Source organism: Xanthomonas sp. D-36-1, from assembly GCF_017746155.1.
Lineage (GTDB): Bacteria > Pseudomonadota > Gammaproteobacteria > Xanthomonadales > Xanthomonadaceae > Xanthomonas > Xanthomonas cissicola.
In genome coordinates this window covers 83,200-99,041 of the sequence record NZ_JAGHWR010000030.1, presented here as the reverse complement: position 1 = coordinate 99,041, position 15,842 = coordinate 83,200, and the positions used below count along the sequence as shown (strand labels likewise).

Sequence of the window (15,842 nt, the reverse complement as noted above, 5' to 3'; positions counted from 1 at the left end):
GGCCGCTGCGGCCAAGCATGCGCGCAATGCATCGATTTTAGACGGCGTTGCGCCGCACCGCTGCGCCAGCGCGTTTGGGAGGAGCGGCGGTGCACATCGCCGCACGCGCTTGCCGTTGAAAGACGATCAGATGGCGCAATGATGCCGTTCCGGCCACAGCGCATGTGGAAACAAAAACGCCGGCCAATGGCCTGGCCGGCGTCTTTTGATCTATTGCTGAAAGATCAGCGACCGCCCATCGCAACCTTCTGCTGTTCTTGCTGGGCCTGTTGCTGCTGCGACTGAACAGCCAGCAACTGTGCGCTGATTTGATCGAGTGTCGGGGCAGGTTGGTTCAGGTCCACCGCCGCACGGAAGCCCGGCGTGGTACCCATGACGAACGCCTTGCCGTCCTGCACTGTCACGTTCTGCAACTTGTCCGCACTGTCGATCCCATTCTGCTTCGCCTGCAGCGTGACATGTGCCGCGGTCTCGTTGGAGATCATGCTCGGCAGCTTGCCGCGGATTGCGTTATGTAGCGCGTGGTCAGGAAGCGATGCATCGTTGAGAGAAGGCCCTTTCGGCGCAGCAACCTGCGCCTCGCGGATCTGCACCGGTTGCGCAGACAGCGCTGCCCGCGTGTCGCGGCCAACAACGCCGTCCTGCTGCAGCCCACGCTGCTTCTGGAACGCCATCACCGCCTCACGCGTGTTGTCGCCGAACCGGCCATCCTCGGCCAGTCGGTTGCCCTGCGCATCGCGCACGCCCAGACGGTTGAGGTTCTGCTGCAGCTTACCCACATCCTGACTGTCGTCGCCATGCCGCAGGGCACCTGCGCCGCTTGCCGGTGCTTCCTGGGCGTGCTGCGCAACCGCTTGGTGTTGGTGACCCTGATTCCAGAAGTTCTCGGGGCTGGTCAATTTGCCGTTGGCATCGCGCAACTGGTAATGCACATGCTGCGCATATTGGCTTGCGCCATTGGGTCCACGTCCCCCCATCGTGCCGATGGCATCGCCTGCCGACAGCGTTTGCCCTTCTTTGACCTTGACGCCATCCAGATGCAGGATTTCGTGCGAATTGCCTTGTGCATCGCGAATCTTGACAGTGCCGTAGCTTCCGCCGGCAAAGGTCACCGTTCCGGCGACGGGCGAATGCACGGTTGGATGCTGCTGTGGGCGCGTCGTTTTTCGCAGGTGCTACCGGTGCTGATGAGGGAACGGCGTGGGGTGCAGATTCGCCGGCAGTGCAGGCGCTCATTGCGAGCGCTAGACCGGGAATGATTGCGCTGCGCAAGGCAGGCAGCACGCGAGACAAGTGGCTCAACCGGGTCATTAAGACCTGACTGGGCAAGAGAACACACCGTCGCAATGAGCGCGGTGGGATACTTGCGGCCGAGTGTGTGCGATAGCCGTCATGAAGCTTCACGCTTGATCACCAACCTGGCCTTCAGTTGGTAGTCGAGAAATCCACGCGCCGAGAATGTCGGCGCTTCGAGTCATAGCGGCGTCTGCGTACTGCGCCGCCTCGCCCCTTTCAACCGGGCGCGCAGTCAATCCACCGAAATATCCGCCAGCCGCTGCAGCGCTTCGGCATATTTCGCACGCGTGCGATCGATGACTTCGGCCGGCAGGCGCGGGCCGGGCGCGGTCTTGCCCCAGTCCAGGGTTTCCAGATAATCGCGCACGAACTGTTTGTCGTAGCTCGGCGGGCTGTTGCCCGGTTCGTATTGGTCGGCCGGCCAATAACGCGAAGAATCCGGGGTCAGCATCTCGTCCATGATGTACAGGCGGCCATCGGCATCGGTGCCGAATTCGAACTTGGTATCGGCCAGCAAAATGCCGCGTTCGGCAGCAAAATCGGCTGCGAAACGATAGATGCGCAAGGTGGCATCGCGCACGCGTTCGGCCAGCTCGGCGCCGACCGTCTTGACCATTGCATCGAAGTCGATGTTTTCGTCGTGGTCGCCAACCGCTGCCTTGGTCGAAGGAGTGAATATCGGCTCGGGCAGTTTCTCGGCCTGACGCAGGCCGTCGGGCAATTCGATCCCGCTGATCTTGCCGGTGCGCTGATAATCCTTCCAGCCGCTGCCGATCACATAGCCGCGTGCGATGGCTTCCACCGGCACCGGCTTGAGCTTGCGCGTGACCACGGCGCGCTTGGCGTACAAGGCCGGATCTACGCCCTCGGGCAACACCTGCTCCACGCGGATGTCCACCAGGTGGTTGGGCATCAGGTGTTCGGTCTTGTGGAACCAGAAGTTGGACACCTGGCACAGCATCTCGCCCTTGCCAGGAATCGGGTCGGGCAGCACCACGTCGAACGCGGACAGGCGGTCGGTGGCCACCATCAACAGATAATCGCCCGGGGGCGCATCGGCGGGCAGGCGGTCGCGGGGAATATCGAAGACATCGCGGACCTTGCCACGGTGACGCAACGGCAGGCCGGGCAGATCGGATTGCAACAGCGTGGTCGACACAGGCACTCCTAAGGACGTCGCTATGACGCTGTCCCCGGGACCCGGCGGGCCCGCGGGTAGGCAGCGGGCCGCGTAGTGTACGGCGCTTCGCCGCCTCCCGCAGAATTTATTGGAGCCCGCGCGGTAGGGCCTGTGCAGGAGACGTCAGCCAGGCCGGGCGGGCGTTCGGGTAAGATCGCCAGCCCGCCTCCCGCCCCCGATCGCCCCCATGTCCTGGTACGGAAAACTGCTCGGCGCATTGGCCGGCGCCTTGCTGTTTCGCGGGGCGCCGGTGGTGGGGCTGATGATCGGGCTGGCGATCGGCCACGCGGTCGACGCCGGCTGGTTCAGACGGCGCGCGGAAAATCCGTACGAAGCGCTGGGCCTGGAGCCGGACGCCACCGCCGCCGAGATCGACCTGGCCTATCGCCGGCTGATGTCGCGCTACCACCCGGACAAGGTCGCCAACGCCGACCCGGAAGCTCGCCGCCAGGCCGAAAAGAAGGCCAGCCAGATCAACGCCGCCTACGACCGGATTCAACGGCTGCGCAAGCGCTGAGCGAAGGCTGCGTGCGGAACCCAAAGCCGCTGCGCAGAGAATTGCCGAGGGCACGCGCCGCATGCTGCTCCTCAATCGGAACTGGCATCGGCCCACAAAAAAACGCCTGATCATGACGATCAGGCGCTGTGCTGACGCAGATATCCGGCTCTCAGAACCTGTAGGTCACGGTCAGGCGTAGCGCATTGGTCGAAAGATCGGTATCGGTACGGCGCAGATCGGTACCGGCCGGATTGACGCGCAGGAAGGGGTTGGTGGGTGGTGCGGAGCCGGGCCCGACGCGCACGCGGGTGTCGTCGTCCTGCAGGCGGGTGAACAGGTATTCCACGCCGACCGAGACCTTGTCGCTCAAGCGCCGCTGCAGGCCGATGCCGGCCTGGTAGCCATCGGCACTGTCGCCGCCACTGCCGGTGAAGCTGTTGGCGGTATTGCTGCTGGCAAAGCGGTGGTCGAATTCGCCACGCGCCAGACCGGCGGTGATGTAGGCCAGGTAATCGCCCTGGGTGCCGAAGGCGTAGCCGATGCGGCCGCGCAACGCCGCGGTGCGGTTGAGCTGGCGGGTGAAGGTGTAAAACGCGGGCGTCGTGCTGAAGGCGCTGACGCTGTCGCGGACATCGTTGCGGGTGTATTCGGCGAGCACGCCATAGACCCAGTTGCCGGCCTGCCAGTCGTAGCCCAGCCGTGCGCCGTATTCGGCACCGCCCTTGTCCTTGCTGCAGCCGCTGGCCGGGGTGCGCCCCGCCGCTGCGCCACCGCAGAAACCGGGCGAAAACGCATCGGCACCGGTCGCGGTGCTGACCTGGTCGCCGTCGCGGCCATCCAGATTGGTATCGAAGCCGAAGCGGCCACCGGAGACGCCGGCCGGATCGGCACCACCGACGTTGGCACCGATGGAAAAACCGGACCAGTCAGCGGGGCCGGATTGCGCCCAGGCCGAGGGCGCCAGGACGAGAAGGGCCAGAGTGGCGGAAGCGAGCGGGGTGGGTTTCATGCGATCTCCTTGCATCTGGCGCGGCGCGCCGGTCAGGTACGTACGCGCTCGCGTTCGCTCCGGATGCACGTGGGCTGACGTTGGGGGCGGCATTGCACAGCGGTAGAGCCGCCGGCGCCGCGGCAGGTGCGCGATCGCGCAATGACTGCGAGCTGCCGGCCCTAGCCTGCGGTGGTAGCGGCGGCCTGCCCGCGGCGTGCGCCCCAAGCGCCCAGCGGCGTTCGGCTTTCCTCGCCGGGCCACGGTTGCGACAATGGCGCTCCTGCATTTTTTTCCGAGCTGCCCATGCAACCGACGGCGATCGCCCCGTCCATCCTGTCCGCCGATTTCGCCCGTCTGGGCGAGGAAGTGAATAACGTGCTCAAGGCTGGTGCCGATTGGGTGCACTTCGACGTGATGGACAACCACTATGTGCCCAACCTCACCATCGGCCCGATGGTGTGCCAGGCGCTGCGCAAGCACGGCATCACCGCGCCGATCGACGTGCATCTGATGGTCGAGCCGGTGGACCGTATCGTGCCGGATTTCGCCGACGCCGGTGCCACCACCATCAGCTTCCACCCCGAAGCCAGCCGCCACGTGCACCGCACGATCCAGCTGATCAAGTCGCATGGCTGCCAGGCCGGGCTGGTGCTCAACCCGGCCACGCCGGTGGACATCCTGGATTGGGTGCTGCCGGAGCTGGACTTGGTCTTGGTGATGTCGGTCAACCCGGGCTTCGGCGGGCAGGCCTTCATCCCGTCTGCGCTGGACAAGCTGCGCGCGATCCGCCGCAAGATCGACGCGACGGGCAAGCCGATCCGGCTGGAGATCGATGGCGGGGTCAAGGCCGACAACATCGGTGCGATTGCCGCCGCCGGCGCCGACACCTTCGTCGCCGGCTCGGCCATTTTCAATGCGCCCGACTATGCGCAGGTGATTGCGCAGATGCGCGCGGCGGTGGATGCCGTGCGATGAGCCGGCCTGCGCCGCAGATCCGCAGCGCCACGCCTGCGGATGTGCCGCTGCTGCATGAACTCATCACCGCGCTGGCGGTGTACGAGCGCGAGCCGGATGCGGTCAAGGCCAGCCAGGAGGAGTTGCGCGCCAGTCTGTTCGGCGAAGGGGCCACCGCGCATGCGTTGATCTGCGAGCGCGACGGCCAAGCGCTTGGATTTGCGGTGTATTTCTTCAACTACTCCACTTGGCTGGGCCGTAACGGCTTGTATCTGGAAGACCTGTTCGTGCGGCCGGAAGCGCGCGGCAACGGCGCGGGCCTTGCGCTGTTGCGGCACTTGGCGCAGCTGGCCGTGCAGCGTGGTTGCGGGCGGTTCGAATGGTCGGTGCTGGACTGGAACCAGCCGGCCATCGACTTCTACAAGGCAGTCGGTGCGCACCCGATGGAGGGCTGGACCGTGTACCGGCTCGACGGCGAGCGGCTGGCCGCGTTTGCGGCGGGCGGCTGAGCCGGCTGCGTCGGGAGGTCAGCATCCCGTAAAAGGAAGGCCGCTCCCGAGGAAGCGGCCTTCAAGAAAACTGGAGGCTGATCCTGCCTCCGCCCGTCGTCCCTGCTATGGCCTTCTACTCTCCTGGTTATCGATGACACCGCAATGACAGTGTGCCGGCGGCGCCCATTCACGATCTGCCCATTGGCCCGCTGCTAGCCTGCGGACATTCCCCTCACGGCATCGGCAGCGCGCATGGCCCCGTCCCACTGGCGTCTGATCCTCAACGGCAAGTCCACCGATAATCTGGACCTGCGTGAGGCAGTGGGAACGCTGCGCGAGCGCGGCATCCAGCTCGATGTGCGGGTCACCTGGGAAGACGGCGATGCCGAGCGCTACGTGGGCGAGGCGGTGGCCGATGGCGTGCACACGGTGGTGGCCGCTGGTGGCGACGGCACCCTGAGCGAAGTGGCCGCCGCGCTGGCGCACCACGAAGGCGATGCGGCCACGCTGCCGTCGCTGGGCTTGGTGCCGCTGGGCACTGCCAACGATTTTGCCACCGCCGCCAACGTCCCGATCGTCCCGCTGGAAGCGTTGAACCTGATCGCCGAGCGCGTCGCGCAGCCGGTCGACCTGCTGCGGATCGACGCCGACCATGGCCCGCACTGGTGCGCCAATGTGGCCAGCGGCGGCTTCGGTACCCAGGTCACGGTGGAAACCGACGAAGGCCTGAAGAAAATGCTCGGTGGTCTGGCCTATCTCATCACCGGCATGTCGCGGCTGGGCCGCATCGACCCGATCAGCGCCCGTTTCAGCGGCCCGGAGTTCAGCTGGGAAGGCGAATTCATCGCACTCGGGCTGGGGAACGGGCGCCAGGCCGGTGGCGGCCAGGCGCTGTGCCCGGAGGCCCTGATCGACGACGGCCTGCTCGATGTCACCATCGTCCCGGACCTCGACGGCGAGGTGGCTGCCACCCTGGGCACCCTGGTCACCGGCGGCAAACAGGCCGCGCTCGAACGCGTGGCCGTGCGCGCCCGCGTGCCGTGGCTGGAAATCGTGTCCCAGCAACCGCTGACCTTGAACCTGGACGGCGAACCGGAAACCTCGCGGCACTTCCGCATCGAATGCGTCCCGGCGCGGCTGCGGATGCATTTGCCTGCCGACTGTCCGTTGGTCGGTGGGTGAGTGCGGGGAATCGGGAATCGGGAATCGGGAATCGGGAATCGGAAGAGCGTGATCGGCCCGCGCTGATGTGCGGTCGTCCGGTTGATGCATGCGCGCGAGCCCATGCAGTGCCATGCCTCCACCATGAACGAGTCCGGTAGCCCCGGACAATCGCATGCCAACCCAAGCGGCGCCGGCTCAACGACGGCTAAAGGGGGCGCTGCGGCTCAGCGGAGCAACGATCGGCGCAACGCTCCGGCTAAAGCGGAGCAGCGCTGCGGCTGAAACGGAGCGACGATTGGCGCAACGGGTTGGCTGCAGCTCAGACGAAGTAGGGCGGCAGAAACGGAGCAATGACAAGCACGCGGCCCTAAGCCCCTCTCCCGCCGGGAGAGGGGTTGGGGTGAGGGTCCCTGCGCCGACACTGGTGCCGCTGCCACGACCCAGGCCGCACGGGAAATCAACCCGTGCAGCGCGCAACACCCGACGCCTGTCGCCAACCGCAGGTTATTCGTGCCAGATATCAGCCGGTGCGCAAGGCTACGTCCGCCAACCCCCTTCCGTGCTTCGCATTCCGAAGCGCGTTGGCCGCGGCCTGCTGCCCTCGGCCGACACTTGCGCTACAGTACTCGCGTGTCCCGCCTGACGACTCCACGCTCCTTCTCTTCCGCTCGCCGCTGGTGGCGATGGTGGCCCGTTGCCGTCGTCCGCCCCGCCACAGAGTCCCGGAAGGAAAGTCGTCTTGATCACTGCAGAGCAGTTCCAGCGCCAGGCCGCTGAAGGTCACACCCGTATCCCCGTTGTCCGCGAAGTGCTGTCCGACCTGGACACGCCGCTGTCGGTCTATCTGAAGCTCGCCGACGGCGCCTACACCTATCTGTTCGAATCGGTCGAAGGCGGGGAGCGCTTCGGGCGCTACTCCATCATCGGCCTGCCGGCGCGGCGCGTGTACAGCTTTCGGGGCCACACGCTGGAGGTCAGCGAACACGGTGAAGTCGTCGACACCCGGCAGGTCGCCGATCCGCTGGCCGAAGTCGATGCGCTGCGCGCCGAACATTCGGTGCCACAGCTGGATGGGCTGCCCGGTTTCACCGGCGGGCTGGTCGGCTGGTTCGGTTTCGAATGCATCCAGTACATCGAGCCGCGCCTGGGCAGCGGCGACAAGCCCGACGAACTCGGCACGCCCGACATCCTGCTGATGCTCTCCGAAGAGCTGGCGGTGTTCGACAATCTCAAGGGCCGTCTGTACCTGATCGTGCATGCCGACCCGCGCCAGCCGCAGGCCTATGTGCGCGCCAACCGGCGCCTGGACGAGCTGGCGCATCGCCTGCGCCAGGGCGGCGCCGGGTATCCGCAGGCGCAGATTTCCGACGCCATCGACGAAGCGGACTTCCATTCCTCGTTCACCCGCGAGCAGTACCACGCCGTGGTGCGCAAGGCGCAGGAATACGTGCGCGCCGGCGATATCTTCCAGGTGGTGCCGTCGCAGCGCCTGCGCGTGCCGTTCCGCGCGCGCCCGGTGGATGTGTATCGCGCGCTGCGTGCGTTGAACCCGTCGCCGTACATGTATTTTCTCGATGTCGGCGGTACCCAGGTGGTGGGTTCGTCGCCGGAAATTCTGGCGCGCCTGCGCGATGGCGTGGTCACTGTGCGCCCGATCGCCGGCACCCGCCCACGCGGCGCAACGCCCGAACTGGACAAGGCGCTGGAAGAAGAATTGCTGGCCGATCCGAAGGAGCGCGCCGAGCACGTGATGCTGATCGATCTGGGCCGCAACGATGTCGGGCGCGTGGCCGAACCGGGCACGGTCAAGGTGGGCGAGCAGTTCGTGATCGAACGCTATAGCCATGTCATGCACATCGTCAGCGAAGTGACCGGCACCTTGAAGGCCGGCCTGAATTACAGCGACGTGCTGCGCGCCACCTTCCCGGCCGGCACCGTCAGCGGCGCGCCGAAGATCCGCGCGCTGGAAATCATCCGCGAACTGGAGCCGGTCAAACGCAATGTGTATTCCGGTGCGGTCGGCTACATCGGCTGGCATGGCGATGCGGATACCGCCATCGCCATCCGCACGGCCGTCATCCAGGACGGTCATCTGTATGTGCAGGCCGGCGGCGGCGTGGTCTACGACTCCGATCCCGACCTGGAATGGCAGGAAACCATGAACAAGGGGCGCGCGCTGTTTCGCGCGGTGGCCCAGGCGGCCAAGGGCCTGTGATGGACGGGCAGGGTAGCGCGACCCGCATCAGCTTTCGCAACGACTACAGCGAAGGCGCGCATCCGCGTCTGCTGCAGGCCTTGGCGCAGGCCAGCGCCGAGCAGCACGCCGGCTACGGCACCGATCGGCACACCGCGCGTGCGGTTGCGTTGATCCGCAATGCAGTCGCGCAGCCGCAGGCCGACGTGCATCTGCTGGTCGGCGGCACGCAGACCAATCTGATTGCGATCAGCGCGTTCCTGCGCCCGCATCAGGCAGTCATCGCCGTGGACGCGGCGCATATCGCCACGCACGAAACCGGCGCCATCGAAGCGACCGGGCACAAGGTGCTCACCGTGCCGGCGCTGCACGACAAGCTGACGCCTGCATTGATCGCGCCGGTGCTTGCGGTGCACAGCAACGAACACATGGTGCAGCCGCACCTGGTCTACATTTCCAACAGCACCGAAAGCGGCACGATCTATACTCGCGCCGAACTCGAAGAATTGTCTGGCTTCTGCCGCGCAAACGATCTGCTGCTGTACCTGGATGGCGCGCGCCTGGGGGCGGCGCTGACCGCCGATGGCAACGATCTGGATCTGCCCACCATTGCCGCGCTCGCCGATGCGTTCTACATCGGTGGCACCAAGAACGGCGCGCTGCTCGGCGAAGCGCTGATCATCGTCAATCCCGCATTGCAGGCCGATCTGCGTTACCTGATCAAACAGCGTGGCGCATTGCTGGCCAAGGGTATGGTGCTCGGTTCGCAATTCGCAGCGTTATTCGAAGACGGCCTGTTCTTCGAACTGGCCGCGCACGCCAACGCCATGGCGCAACACCTGCGCGCGGGACTGCTGGCCGCTGGCGCGCAGTTCACCAGCGATTCGCCGACCAATCAACAGTTCATCGCCGTCAGCGCGCAACACGCTACGCAGCTGGCACAACGCTACGACTTCGAGCGCTGGGAAGTGCGCACCGATGGCAGTCAGGTGATCCGCTTCGTGACCTCGTGGGCGACCACGCCCGAGGCGGTGGATCGCCTGTGTGCGGATTTCGCAACACTGCATCGCAGCGTGTACTGAGCATGCACGCCATTCACCCAAGGAGAGGACACATGAAGCAACTGACGCGTTGGATGCTGGTGGCGTTATGCGCATTGCCGCTGCTTGCTGTGGCGCAGGTCAACAGCCTGCCATCGCAGCCGCATTTGCTGGTGAAGGGGCAGGCGGAAAGAACGGTCATGCCCGACCGCTTTTTCGTAACGATCAACTTTCGCGCAGTGGACATGCAGCCAGAACTTGCACGCAGCGCATCCAGACGGCTGCCGAACAGATCCTCGCCGCCTTGAAGACGCATCATGCCCTCAAGGACAGTATCGAAGCTTCGTCGCTGCAGATACAACCGTTCTATTCCTATGTGCCGGATGGCAGGCAAAAGTTTGAAGGCACTGAAGTCAAGCGTGGAATCGGTGCGGCATTCCAGTCGCTGGAAGATGCACGGCAGTTTCTCGGTGAAATGAAAACGAGCAGCGAGATTCAGCTATCGGGTATCAAGACGTCCTACAGCAAGGAGGCCGAGATACGTGCGCAACTCAAGCGCGACGCCGCTGACCAATCGCGCAAATCGGCCGCCGAACTTGCCAAGGCGTATGACGTCAGGATTCAGGGGCTTTACACGATTTCCGAGGTCGCTCCGAACTTCGCCTACGGCATTCAGGCAGGCAGTTGGCCGATGCAGGTCGTCAATGTCTCCGGATCGCCGGCGCCGCCAGCGCCTGTTGCTGATCGAAGTGCAGTGGTCGAGTCACTCGAAGCCAGCAGCATCACCCTTACCGAAAACATCTATGCGGTCTTCCTGATCGCGCAATGAGTCCTTTGCCATGCTGCTGATGCTCGACAACTACGACAGCTTTACCTACAACCTCGTGCAGTACCTGCAGGCGCTGGGCGCCGAGGTCACGGTGGTGCGCAACGACGCCATGAGCGTCGACCAGGTCGCCGCGCTCAAGCCCGAGCGCATCGTCATCTCGCCCGGTCCCTGCACGCCCAACGAGGCCGGGATTTCGCTGCAATTGATCGAGCAGCTGGGTCAGACCACACCAATCCTGGGCGTGTGCCTGGGCCATCAAAGCATCGGCCAGGTCTACGGTGGCGATGTGATCCGTGCCGGCAACATCATGCACGGCAAGACTTCGCCGATTCGCCATGAAGGCAAGGGCGTGTTTGCCGGACTGCCGGACAGCTACGAGGCCACGCGCTATCACTCGCTTGTTGTGGACAAGACCACCTTGCCGGACGCACTGGAAGTCACCGCCTGGACCGAAAATCCGGATGGTTCGATGGAAGAGATCATGGGCCTGCGCCATCGCCAGTTTCCGGTCGAAGGCGTGCAGTTCCATCCCGAATCGATCCTGACCCAGCACGGACATGCCTTGCTGAAAAACTTTTTGCAGCGTTGATTGCGATGCGTCTTTGCCACCGTGACGTAGCGCACTGCGGCATCGGTGCAACGACATGCGAAATCGCAATGTCGCCCGACGCGCGCCGTGCCGCGCACCGTGTTTGAACACCGCGCCACCTTCCACAGCATCCGGATCACGATGAGCACACCCGACGACAGCATCCATTTCTACGAGCCGACGCAGGGTCACGGGCTGCCGCACGATCCGTTCAACGCCATTGTCGGCCCGCGTCCCATCGGCTGGATCGGCTCGCGCAGCGCCGAGGGCATTGCCAATCTGGCGCCGTACAGCTTTTTCAATGCGTTCAACTACGTTCCGCCGATCGTCGGCTTTGCCAGCATCGGTCGCAAGGACAGCCTGCGTAATATCGAAGCCACCGGCGAATTCACCTGGAATCTGGCTACCCGGCCGTTGGCAGAAGCAATGAACGCCAGCGCGGCGATGGTGCCTGCGGAGGTCGATGAATTCGATCTGGCAGGCCTGCAGGTGGCGCCATCGCGCCTGATCGCTGCACCACGGGTCGCTGCCAGTCCAGTCAGTTTCGAATGCCGGCTCAGCCAGCTGCTGCCGCTGCAAACCGCTGCCGGTCACGCCATCCAGACCTGGTTGGTGCTGGGCGAAGTGGTCGGCGTGCACCTGGCCAGGTCGGCGCTGCACGAGGGCATATATGACCCGGGTGCAGTGCAGACGATTCTGCGCGCAGGCGGGCCGGCCGATTACTACGAAGTGCAGCCGCAGGCGCGTTTTCGCATGACACGTCCAGGCCAATGATCGTCGCCGCTGCAACGGCAGGCGCGTCGCCTGGCGCTTGCGCTTTCCTGCACTGATCGCGCGCGTCGCAAGCCGCCTGCGTCTCCATCCATCACGTTCTGCCACGGTTGTTTCCATGCCCATCACGCCGCAAGAAGCCCTGCAACGCACCATCGAACACCGCGAAATCTTCCACGACGAAATGGTCGAGTTGATGCGGCAGATCATGCGCGGCGAGGTCTCCGACATGATGGTCGCGGCCATCCTCACCGGGTTGCGGGTCAAGAAGGAGACCATCGGCGAAATCGCCGGTGCGGCCACGGTGATGCGCGAGTTCTCGCGCCGCGTGGAGGTGAGTGATCGCAGGCACATGGTCGACATTGTCGGTACCGGCGGCGACGGTTCGCATACCTTCAACATCTCCACCTGCGCCATGTTCGTCGCCGCTGCCGGCGGTGCCAAGGTCGCCAAGCATGGCAATCGCAGCGTCTCGTCCAAATCCGGCAGTGCCGACGCACTGGAAGCATTGGGTGCGGTGATCGAGCTGCAGCCCGAGCAGGTTGCCAGCGCATTGGCGCATACCGGCATCGGCTTCATGTATGCGCCAGTGCATCACCCGGCCATGAAGGTGGTGGCGCCGGTGCGGCGCGAAATGGGCGTGCGCACTATCTTCAACATCCTCGGGCCGCTGACCAATCCGGCCGGCTCGCCGAACATCCTGATGGGCGTGTTCCACCCCGACCTTGTCGGTATCCAGGCGCGCGTCTTGCACGAGCTCGGCGCCGAACGCGCATTGGTGGTGTGGGGGCGTGACGGCATGGACGAGCTCTCGCTGGGCGCCGGCACGCTGGTTGGCGAATTACGCGATGGCCAGGTGCGCGAATACGAAGTGCACCCGGAAGATTTCGGCATTGCCATGTCGGCCAGCCGTAACCTCAAGGTGGCCGACGCTGCGCAATCGCGCGCGATGCTGCTGCAGGTCTTGGACAACGTGCCCGGCCCCGCGCTGGATATCGTGGCGCTCAACGCCGGTGCTGCGTTGTACGTGGCCGGCGTTGCCCACAGTATTGCCGACGGCGTGCTGCGCGCACGCGCGGTCATCGCCGACGGCTCCGCGCGCGCGCGGGTGGACGCCTATGTCGCCTACACCCGCCAGCTCGCCGTGCAATCCTGAGCCATGCCGGCAACCGCCACGCAACGGCCATCACCCGCCAGCATCCTCACAGTCGCGCTGGCATGCTGCGTGCTGGCGCGCAGCCGCACGCCGGTGCGGCCGTCTTGACCGATAATGCCCGCCCGCCAGGACCCGATACGATGAGCGACATCCTCAACACCATTCTTGCCCGCAAGGCCGACGAAGTCGCCGAGCGCAGTGCGCGCGTGCCGCTGGCCGAGCTGATCGCGCGCAGCGCCGACCTGCCGCTCACGCGCGGATTTGCAGCTGCCATGCAGGCCAGCATCGCCGCCGGCGACCCGGCCGTCATTGCCGAAGTGAAGAAGGCCAGCCCGTCCAAGGGTGTCATCCGGCCGGATTTCCAGCCGGCCGATATCGCGGTCAGCTACGAATTCGGTGGCGCCACCTGCCTGTCGGTGCTCACCGATGTGGATTTTTTCCAGGGATCGGATGCCTATCTGCGCCAGGCGCGCGATGCCTGCACGCTGCCGGTGCTGCGCAAGGATTTCACCGTCGACCCGTATCAGGTCTACGAAGCCCGCGTGCTCGGCGCCGACTGCATCCTGCTGATCGTCTCCGCGCTGGAAGACGCCCAACTGGCCGATCTATCGGGCCTGGCCATGCAGCTGGGCCTGGACGTGCTGGTGGAAGTGCACGATATCGACGAGCTCGAGCGTGCGGTGCAGGTGCCGGTGCCATTGATCGGCATCAACAACCGCAACCTGCGTACCTTCGAAGTGACGCTGCAGACCACGTTGGACATGCGTGCCGCGGTGCCGCGCGATCGCGTGCTGGTCACCGAGAGTGGCATCGTCACCCAGGCCGATGTGCACCTGATGCGCAGTCACGATGTGAACGCGTTTCTGGTCGGCGAGACCTTCATGCGCGCGGCCGAACCCGGCGAGTCGCTGCGTCAGCTATTCTTCGCGCATGACTGAGTCGTATCCCGTACCGCGCGAAGACGCACCGCTGGTGGTGTTCGACTTCGACCACACCTTGTACGACGGCGATTCCGGCAGTCATCTGTTTGCCTGGCTGATCAAGCGCAACCCGTTGCGCTTGCTGGTTGCGCTGTTGGCCTCGCCTATTCTCGGCCCAATGGTGGCGATGCTGCCAACCCGGCGGCGCGGCGTATCCGGCTATGTGTGGATCGCCACGTTCGGCCTGCACCGCGCACGCGAGTTCAACCGTTTCATCGACGCATACGTGCTCAAGCATGAAGCGCAGATCCGCCAGCGCCTGCTCCCGCATGCCTTGCAGGTCTTCACCCAGCACCGCGCTGCCGGCGACCGTGTGGTGGTCGCCACCGGCGCACCGCCGGAGTTGGCGCGCGCCATTCTGGGTTTCGTGGCCCATCAGGACGTGCCGGTGATCGGCAGCCTGGTCGGCCCGCGCCTGGGCGCCGTCACCGCGCGACGTCACTGCCATAACGAAGAAAAGATGCGCATGCTGCGCGAGCGCGGCTACGCCGATATCGCCATCGCCTACTCGGACAGCACCGCAGATCTGCCGCTTTTGAAGGCCGCGCGCGCACCGGTGGTGGTCAATCCCAAGGCCAATCGCGAAGCGCTGTTCCGCCAGGTACTGCCGACAGGCACGCCCATCCTCAACTGGGGTTGCCGCGACCGCGGCGGCAAGGCGCTGTAGGCGAGCGCACCATCCGGGCAGACAGGTCGTTTCGCGCGGAGCGAAACCAGTGCGCAGTCCAGCTTGCGATTTCGAATCTGGGCGTCGATGTGCGCAGGCAAACCGATGCGACCTGTAGCGCAACCAATTTTCAGGATCGTGACGCAGTCGCGATGCAGATCGTGCGGTTCGACGGCTCGAAGACGCTCTTATAAGAGGTATCGCGCAAAAGTGCCGCTGCAGGGGTCATGAAAGTGACGATGTCGGCACCGTCGCAATCGAATCAATCGGTGCCCAACCCGGCATGCAGCCAGTGCACAAGGCACTGGCTGCACAGCGCCGTCAGCGGGTGCCGTACAGCACGACGGTCTTGCCGCGTGCGTGCAGCAGGCCGTCGGCCTGCAACTTCTTGAGCACGCGGCCAGCCATTTCGCGTGAGCACCCGACCAGGCGTGCCAGCTCCTGGCGCGAAACACGCAGCTGGGTGCCCTGCGGATGGCTCATCGCTTCGGGCTCTTTGGCCAGGTCGTGCAGCGTGCGCACGATGCGGTCGGTCACGTCGAGGAAGGCCAGGCGGCTGGCTTTCCTTGTGGTATCGAGCAGCCGTTTTGAAAGCTGAACACCGATCGCATACAGAATCTTCGGCGCATCAGGCGACAGGCTGGTCTGGAACAGCTGCTGCAGCCGCTCGTAGCTGATCTCGGCCAACTCGCACTGGGTGCGGGTACGCAGGATCACCTCGCGGGTGTCGGATTCGATGAATAGCCCCATTTCACCGACGAATTCCCCGCTACCGAAGTAGCCCAGCACCAACTCACGGTCGTCATCTTCCTCGGCGATGATGCTGACCGAGCCGCTGATCACGTAGTAGAGGGTGCCGGCCGGGTCTCCTGGCCGGAACACATCGGTCCGGGTTGGATAGCGCCGTCGGTGGCTGTGCGCCAGGAAACGCTCGATGGTGCCCGCGTCCAGCGCCAGGGAAGGGGTAGCGTTACGTACCGTCGTAGTGACAACCGTCGTATTTCCTGGGCTCATGGTAGTTCCGCGTGTGATTCCTGAAGC

14 protein-coding genes and 2 pseudogenes are annotated in these 15,842 nt (G+C 64.9%); 12 read left to right on the top strand and 4 right to left on the bottom strand.

Translation table 11 applies throughout. The features are described from left to right. Positions 1-224 precede the first annotated feature (224 nt). Both J7367_RS09835 and J7367_RS09830 read right to left on the bottom strand, forming a co-directional pair. Positions 225-1,148, bottom strand: a pseudogene (locus J7367_RS09835) (peptidoglycan-binding protein); the annotation flags it as partial. 380 nt (positions 1,149-1,528) lie between these two features. Then, positions 1,529-2,455: a phosphoribosylaminoimidazolesuccinocarboxamide synthase gene (locus J7367_RS09830; RefSeq protein WP_057658749.1), complete on the bottom strand. Its 927-nt coding sequence runs from the start codon at positions 2,453-2,455 to the stop codon at positions 1,529-1,531. 208 nt (positions 2,456-2,663) lie between these two features. Between J7367_RS09830 and J7367_RS09825 the strand changes: the two genes are divergently transcribed. After that, positions 2,664-2,993: a DnaJ domain-containing protein gene (locus J7367_RS09825; RefSeq protein ID WP_057658746.1), complete on the top strand. Its 330-nt coding sequence runs from the start codon at positions 2,664-2,666 to the stop codon at positions 2,991-2,993. Between the two features lie 151 nt (positions 2,994-3,144). Here J7367_RS09825 and J7367_RS09820 read toward each other — a convergent pair whose 3' ends face one another. Next, positions 3,145-3,984 carry an outer membrane beta-barrel protein gene (locus J7367_RS09820; protein ID WP_057658745.1) on the bottom strand — a complete coding sequence of 280 codons (840 nt, stop codon included), beginning with the start codon at positions 3,982-3,984 and terminating at the stop codon, positions 3,145-3,147. Positions 3,985-4,269: 285 nt separating this feature from the next. Between J7367_RS09820 and rpe the strand changes: the two genes are divergently transcribed. The 11 genes and pseudogenes from rpe to J7367_RS09765 all read left to right on the top strand — a co-directional run bounded on the left by rpe (position 4,270) and on the right by J7367_RS09765 (position 14,801). After that, a complete protein-coding gene (gene rpe, locus J7367_RS09815) occupies positions 4,270-4,941 on the top strand; it encodes a ribulose-phosphate 3-epimerase (protein WP_011346163.1) in 672 nt (223 codons plus the stop codon). Next, complete coding sequence (locus J7367_RS09810) at positions 4,938-5,429, top strand: GNAT family N-acetyltransferase (protein ID WP_057658741.1); 492 nt, start codon at positions 4,938-4,940, stop codon at positions 5,427-5,429. The genes rpe and J7367_RS09810 overlap by 4 nt, the downstream gene beginning before the upstream one ends. Before the next feature lie 234 nt (positions 5,430-5,663). Then, positions 5,664-6,593, top strand: coding sequence for a lipid kinase YegS (gene yegS / locus J7367_RS09805; RefSeq protein ID WP_017157934.1), 930 nt, complete (start codon positions 5,664-5,666; stop codon positions 6,591-6,593). Positions 6,594-7,314: 721 nt separating this feature from the next. Continuing rightward, positions 7,315-8,790 (top strand): anthranilate synthase component I, encoded by a 1,476-nt coding sequence (gene trpE / locus J7367_RS09800; protein WP_057658738.1) that lies wholly within the window; start codon positions 7,315-7,317, stop codon positions 8,788-8,790. Beyond that, positions 8,790-9,851, top strand: a complete 1,062-nt coding sequence (locus J7367_RS09795) for a beta-eliminating lyase-related protein (protein ID WP_057658736.1) — start codon at positions 8,790-8,792, stop codon at positions 9,849-9,851. The genes trpE and J7367_RS09795 overlap by 1 nt, the downstream gene beginning before the upstream one ends. Positions 9,852-9,883: 32 nt before the next feature. Continuing rightward, a pseudogene (locus tag J7367_RS09790) lies at positions 9,884-10,638 on the top strand (SIMPL domain-containing protein). 10 nt (positions 10,639-10,648) lie between these two features. Continuing rightward, a complete protein-coding gene (locus tag J7367_RS09785; protein WP_057658733.1) occupies positions 10,649-11,227 on the top strand; it encodes an aminodeoxychorismate/anthranilate synthase component II in 579 nt (192 codons plus the stop codon). 141 nt (positions 11,228-11,368) lie between these two features. Beyond that, positions 11,369-12,001 carry a flavin reductase family protein gene (locus J7367_RS09780; RefSeq protein WP_057658901.1) on the top strand — a complete coding sequence of 211 codons (633 nt, stop codon included), beginning with the start codon at positions 11,369-11,371 and terminating at the stop codon, positions 11,999-12,001. A gap of 115 nt (positions 12,002-12,116) precedes the next feature. After that, entirely contained in the window at positions 12,117-13,154 is a 1,038-nt protein-coding gene (gene trpD / locus J7367_RS09775) for an anthranilate phosphoribosyltransferase (protein ID WP_057658730.1), read from the top strand. Positions 13,155-13,294: 140 nt separating this feature from the next. Next, positions 13,295-14,092: an indole-3-glycerol phosphate synthase TrpC gene (trpC, locus tag J7367_RS09770; RefSeq protein WP_057658899.1), complete on the top strand. Its 798-nt coding sequence runs from the start codon at positions 13,295-13,297 to the stop codon at positions 14,090-14,092. Further along, positions 14,085-14,801, top strand: a complete 717-nt coding sequence (locus J7367_RS09765) for a haloacid dehalogenase-like hydrolase (RefSeq protein WP_003483057.1) — start codon at positions 14,085-14,087, stop codon at positions 14,799-14,801. Before trpC ends, J7367_RS09765 begins: the two co-directional genes overlap by 8 nt. A gap of 321 nt (positions 14,802-15,122) precedes the next feature. Here the strand turns inward: J7367_RS09765 and crp are convergent, their stop codons facing one another. Then, positions 15,123-15,815 carry a cAMP-activated global transcriptional regulator CRP gene (gene crp / locus J7367_RS09760; RefSeq protein WP_005914205.1) on the bottom strand — a complete coding sequence of 231 codons (693 nt, stop codon included), beginning with the start codon at positions 15,813-15,815 and terminating at the stop codon, positions 15,123-15,125. Positions 15,816-15,842: the final 27 nt, after the last annotated feature.